Origin of the sequence: Microbacterium sp. (genome assembly GCF_030149085.1) — a bacterium.
In the GTDB taxonomy this organism is placed as follows: Bacteria; Actinomycetota; Actinomycetes; order Actinomycetales; family Microbacteriaceae; genus Microbacterium.
Window position 1 is genome coordinate 1 of the sequence record NZ_JASBSF010000133.1, and the last position, 5671, is coordinate 5671.

A 5671-nucleotide genomic window follows, 5' to 3' on the forward strand; every position below is an offset into this window, starting at 1 on the left:
CGCGATGGAAGAAGGTGGCAACATCTACTTCCTCGCCAAGCTCGGAGCCACCCACGGTCTGAGCTTCCAGCAGATGGCCGGTTCCATGACCGGCATGAGCGAGGCCGCCTACCGCGACATGATGATCTCGGGCGGCCGCCGCCCCGAGGGCAACCGTATGAAGGACCTCGATGGCTGGACGCCGCCGCAGCCCGGCGAGAAGGCCGAGACGATGCGTCCCAACGCGCCAGCCAAGCTCACCTCGGCGGTCTACACGTCGCACGTGCCCGCCATCGGTGCCGCCATGGACCTGGGCAAGACGGAAGAGCCGTACTGGAAGAAGGTCTTCGACGGCTACACCTGGACGCGGAAGTGGGCCAAGGAGAACACCCCGGATGTCGTCATCCTGGTCTACAACGACCACGCGACGGCTTTCGACTCATCCCTGATTCCGACCTTCGTGCTCGGTACCGGCGCTGAGTACGCGGTTGCCGACGAGGGCTACGGCCCGCGCCCGGTGCCGGATGTCAAGGGATACCCCGAGTTCGCTGCTCACCTGGCACAGTCGGTCATCCAGGATGACTTCGACCTGACCCTCGTGAACGAGATGGTGGTTGACCACGGGCTCACGGTGCCGCTCTCGCTCGTGTACGGCCAGGTCGAGGAGTGGCCGGTCAAGGTGATCCCGCTCGCGGTCAACGTCGTGCAGTACCCGGTGCCCTCGGGGCGCCGCTGCTACGAGCTCGGCAAGGCGCTGCGCCGCGCCATCGACAAGTGGGACGGCCCCGAGCTGAACGTGCAGATCTGGGGAACGGGCGGCATGAGCCACCAGCTGCAGGGCCCCCGCGCCGGCCTCATCAACCAGGAGTGGGATAACGCGTTCCTCGACATGCTGATCTCCGACCCGCTGGGCCTGACCGAATGGCCGCACATTGACTATGTCGACGAGGCCGGATCGGAAGGTATTGAGCTGGTCATGTGGCTCATCGCCCGCGGCGCGATGGACGACCAGTTCGGTGGCGGCGCTCCCGAGGTGAACCACCGGTTCTACCACGTGCCCGCCTCCAACACCGCGGTCGGTCACCTGGTCATCACCAATCCCGTCGCAGCCTCCACCGCGGCCGCCGATGTCGAGGAAGAGAAGGTTCCCGTCGGCGCAACGGCCTGACAGGCTGACCATAGACCCGCTCCGTGGGGATCGATCGCGCGATCCCCACGGAGCGCACCACGTTCGAAGGAGGACACCGAATGAGCAGTGACAAGGTCCGAATCGCCGTCGTCGGCGCGGCAGGCGCCTTCGGCATGAAGCACCTCGACGGCCTGGCTAATATCCCCGACGCAGAGGTGACGGTCGTCAGCGGCACCAAGCCCGAGGCCACGCAGGCCGTCGCCGAAAAGTACGGGGTTACGAATGCCGTCGTCGGTTACGACGCCGTCCTCGAGCGCGACGACGTGGACGCCATCATTCTCGCCACCCCCACCGGCCTGCACGCGTCGCAGACGCAGGCCGCGCTCGCCGCAGGCAAGCACGTGCAGGTCGAGATCCCGCTGGCCGACTCGCTTGCGGATGCTGAAGCCACCCTCGCCGCCGCCGAGGCATCCGATCGCGTCACCATGGTGGGGCACACGCGCCGTTTCAACCCGTCGCACCAGTGGATCCACCAGCGCATCCAGAGCGACCAGTTCCACATCCAGCAGATGGATGTGCAGACCTACTTCTTCCGTCGCACCAACACGAACGCGAAGGGCGAGCCGCGCTCGTGGACCGACCACTTGCTGTGGCACCACGCCGCCCACACCGTCGACCTGTTCGCCTACCAGGCGGGACGCATCGTGCAGGCCAATGCCATCCAGGGCCCGATCCACCCGGAACTCGGGATCGCGATGGACATGTCGATTCAGCTCAAGGCTGAGACCGGTGCGATCTGCACCCTTTCGCTCTCGTTCAACAACGAGGGACCCTTCGGCACGTTCTTCCGCTACATCGGCGACACCGGCACCTACATCGCCCGCTACGACGACCTCGTCAACGGCAAGGAAGAGCCGATCGACGTGTCGCAGGTCGCGGTCAGCATGAACGGCATCGAACTGCAAGACCGCGAGTTCGTGGCTGCGATCCGTGAGGGCCGCGAACCCAACTCGTCAGTGCGGCAGGTCTTCGACTGCTACCGCGTGCTCGGGATGCTGGAGGAGCAGCTCGCATGAACCTGCCCCGCTACGGGCTCGGGTGCATGTCGCTCAGCCACGCGTACGGGGTGGCGCCGTCGCCTGAAGAGGGGCTGCGGTTGTTGCAGACCGCGCTCGACGAAGGCGTCACGCTCTTCGACACCGCGACCCTGTACGGAGGCGGCCGCAACGAGGAGTTGGTCGGCAAGGCCATTGCGGGTCGACGGGATGAGATCATCCTTGCCAGTAAGGGCGGGATGGCGATTGTCGACGGTGCGCGGGTGATCGACGGACGCCCGGAGACGCTCCGGGCGCAGGTGGATGCCTCGCTTCGCCGACTCGGCGTCGACCACATCGATCTCTACTACCTGCACCGCTGGGACAAGTCGGTACCGATTGCCGATAGCGTCGCGGCGCTCGCGGAAGCCAGGGATGCCGGCAAGATCGGAGCGATCGGACTGTCAGAGGTCTCGGTGGCCAGACTTCGGGAAGCGCAGCAGGTAGCGCCTATCGCCGCGGTTCAAAACGAATACTCCCTGTGGAGCCGCAACGCGGAGCTCGGCATGCTCGAGGCGACGAAGGCCGACGGCGTCGCGCTCGTCGCGTTCTCGCCGGTCGCGCGAGGGTTCCTTGCCGACGCGATCCATGATCCCGACGAGCTCGTGGCGAAAGACATCCGTCGCGGGATGCCGCGGTTCCAGTCGCCGCACTGGGAGGCCAACGCCGCGTTGCTGCCGGCATGGCGCGCTCTCGCTGCCGAGGCAGGGGTGAGCCCTGCCCAGCTCGCCCTCGCGTGGCTGTCGTCGCGAGGCGAGCACGTCGTGCCGATTCCCGGAACGACGAACATCGAGCACCTGCGCGAGATCATCGCCGCCGCGCAGCTCGAAGTCGCGCCCAACATCCTGGAGCACGCGGGGCGCCTCATCGACACGGCAACGATCTCGGGTCCTCGGTACTCGGCGAACAACGCTGCCGAGGTTGACACCGAGACCTTCGAGGATGCCGCGTGAAGGCCATCTCGTCGATGGCTACCCGGCTGCTGCTCGCCGACCTGATGGCGGCGGCTGACGACGCTGGGCTCGGACACGTCGAGATCGAGTCGGTCGGTGGAGTGGATGCTGCAGACCGGGTCGCGGCCGGCGAAGAGTTTGACCTTGTCTTTCTCGCCGACGGCGCGCTCGCGAAGCTCGCCGTCGGCGGACACGTCGTGCCGGGCACCGTCTCTCCCCTCGTGCTGTCGCAGGTGGCAGTTGCGGTGCCCGCGGGCTCGGACGACCCTGCGACTGCGGCGAACGACCCCGCATTCCCGGATGCCGCCGCTGTGCGGGACGCGATTCGTTCAGCCACGAGGATCGGCTATTCCACGGGTCCGAGCGGCACCGCGCTGGTGGCGATGATTGAGGAGTGGGGACTGAGCGCGGAGGTCGGTGATCGCCTGGTTCAGGCACGGCCCGGCATCCCCGTAGCACGCCTCCTCGCCGACGGCGAGGTCGACCTCGGTTTTCAGCAGCTGAGTGAGCTCGTGGGCAGCTCGGGAGTCACCGTGCTGGGCGTTTTGCCACAGGACTGCTCGATCGACACCGTGTTCTCGGGTGCGGTTGCCGCGACCTCGGCGAACCCGGAGGCCGCTGCCGCAATCCTCGGCTTCCTTCGCAGCGACGCCGCCCGCGATATCGCTCGCTCGCACCACTTCGCGCCACCGGTCTAGAGGGCCCGCGGAAGGGAACGGCTGGTGCGGCTCAGCCCGTCTCGCCGGCAAGAAGAGCGCGGGCGACGCGGTCACCGGAGACCAGCGCGCCCTGAATCGAGGCGGTGTCGCGGTGGTCTCCCGCGATGTAGACCCGTTCCGAGAGTCGCGCCCGCGTGCGGGTGCAAAGCGGTGCTGACTGCGCGGGCAGCGCGTGCGGGATGTCATCACGTCGCAGCAGGCGCCAATCAGTGGCATCCGTGCCCCAGATCGCAGCGACGTGCTGTCGAACCTGCACCTCGGTTGGCGCCTCGCTGGGACCACCGTGTGTCGCGGTCGGCGGCAGACATGTCGCCTGAACGAGGTGCATGCCCTGCGGTGCATACGAGGGAGCCACGTGTGACATCACCGCCGTGTTGACGACCGGTCCGCTGCGCGTGCCGTCGATGGCGATCATCCCGGAAGTCGAGGGTGCGGCATCCGTCGCAAACCACCACGTCTGCAGGCCGCGGGTCGGCGGCACAGGAATCGGCGCGAGTTCGGATGCCGGCTCCGGCCCGACGGCGACGATCACCGCGCCAGCGATCACCGGGTCTGCTCCGGCAACATCGACCTCGACACCTGCGGAAGTCTCGCGGAGCCCCGCCACGCGTCGCTGGAGCGCGATCTCGGCGCCAAGCGTCCGCGCGTAGGCGGCAAGCTGCTCGGGGAGAGCCTGGATGCCTCGCTCGGGCAATCCCGGTCGCCCCAGCGCGAACATGCGAATCAACAGCCGGACGAAAGCGTCGGAGGTCTCGAAGCTCCCGTCAGCGATGACACCGGAGAGGAACGGCTCGAGCACCTCACGCCGCAGCGGGCCGGTGAGCCCGACACGATCCCACGCTTCCCACGCCGGCAAGTCGCCCCCGGCAGCCGCTCGGCGGATCACCCTTCGGGGAGTGACGAGAGCCGGCGCCGCCCAGCGCGCGAGGGCCGCAGCATCCCGCGGCGCGAGAAGGCCACTGCGAAGTGTCGCAGCGAGCAGCGAAGGATGCCGGCGCGGATCCGCAAGCATCGCGAGGCCGCCCTCGCGCCGCACCTGCACCCCGACGGGGAAAGGTTTCAGGCGCAGGGCCTGAACATCGACCCACCGACGCACGGCGGGGTAGGTCGGATTGAGCACCTGGAAGCCGCGGTCGAGAAGAAAGTCGTCAACGGCGTCAGTGCGCTGCCGTCCGCCGACAGCGTCCGCAGCCTCCAGAACGAGAACGTCGCGTCCAGCGTGGCCCAGAGTGATCGCGGCCCGAAGCCCCGCCAGCCCGGCACCGATCACGACCACATCGTGGTGGGGAGCGTGTGCCATGACTGTCCTCCGGGCTCAGTGCTACGACGCTACGGCGCGACGAGTCCCGCCGAGCCCATGATCTTCTCGGGCCGCAACTCGATGACGACTCGGCGCGGGTTGGGCTGCGGCTGCCGGTATCGCGCCGCATAGAGGTCCACGGCGCGCGCGACGGCATCCGGGTCCCGCGATACCGTCGCGTGCCCCGCGATGCTCAGCCACTGCGGGCCCGCGATCTGCGCGACTGTCGCGCGCCCATCCCGTTCGAGATTGCGCACCTTCTGGCTGCCGTCCATCGTGATGATCCGCACCAGGCCATCCGCGAACGTGAAGCCGACAGCGACCACGTGAAGGAGCCCGGAGGGTGCGAGCGTTGACAGCGTCGCCAGGTGGTAGTCCGTGACGAAGCGCAGCCCGTCGGGGGTGAGAGCCGTGGTCATGCCCTCGATCCTGCCGCACCCGCGTCGACAGTGGGCGCTGCGTCGTGTGAAACTCTGAGCACCATGCCTCTGACTCCC

The 5671-nt window shown here is 67.8% G+C and carries 6 protein-coding genes; 4 read left to right on the forward strand and 2 right to left on the reverse strand.

From position 1 onward, the window contains the following. From Q1V87_RS05440 to Q1V87_RS05455, 4 genes are all read left to right on the forward strand, one after another. The coding region (locus Q1V87_RS05440) for a class III extradiol dioxygenase subunit beta (protein ID WP_300591181.1) at nucleotides 1-1147 on the forward strand (1147 nt) is incomplete at its 5' end. Between the two features lie 80 nt (nucleotides 1148-1227). After that, on the forward strand, nucleotides 1228-2184 hold the full coding sequence (locus Q1V87_RS05445; protein WP_300591182.1) for a Gfo/Idh/MocA family oxidoreductase: 957 nt from the start codon (nucleotides 1228-1230) through the stop codon (nucleotides 2182-2184). Then, nucleotides 2181-3155, forward strand: coding sequence for an aldo/keto reductase (locus Q1V87_RS05450; protein WP_300591183.1), 975 nt, complete (start codon nucleotides 2181-2183; stop codon nucleotides 3153-3155). Before Q1V87_RS05445 ends, Q1V87_RS05450 begins: the two co-directional genes overlap by 4 nt. Next, entirely contained in the window at nucleotides 3152-3853 is a 702-nt protein-coding gene (locus tag Q1V87_RS05455) for a substrate-binding domain-containing protein (protein ID WP_300591185.1), read from the forward strand. Before Q1V87_RS05450 ends, Q1V87_RS05455 begins: the two co-directional genes overlap by 4 nt. A gap of 31 nt (nucleotides 3854-3884) precedes the next feature. Here Q1V87_RS05455 and Q1V87_RS05460 read toward each other — a convergent pair whose 3' ends face one another. Further along, nucleotides 3885-5174 carry an NAD(P)/FAD-dependent oxidoreductase gene (locus Q1V87_RS05460; protein WP_300591186.1) on the reverse strand — a complete coding sequence of 430 codons (1290 nt, stop codon included), beginning with the start codon at nucleotides 5172-5174 and terminating at the stop codon, nucleotides 3885-3887. A 29-nt stretch (nucleotides 5175-5203) separates the two neighbouring features. After that, nucleotides 5204-5593: a TIGR03618 family F420-dependent PPOX class oxidoreductase gene (locus tag Q1V87_RS05465; RefSeq protein WP_300591187.1), complete on the reverse strand. Its 390-nt coding sequence runs from the start codon at nucleotides 5591-5593 to the stop codon at nucleotides 5204-5206. Between the last annotated feature and the right edge of the window lie 78 nt (nucleotides 5594-5671).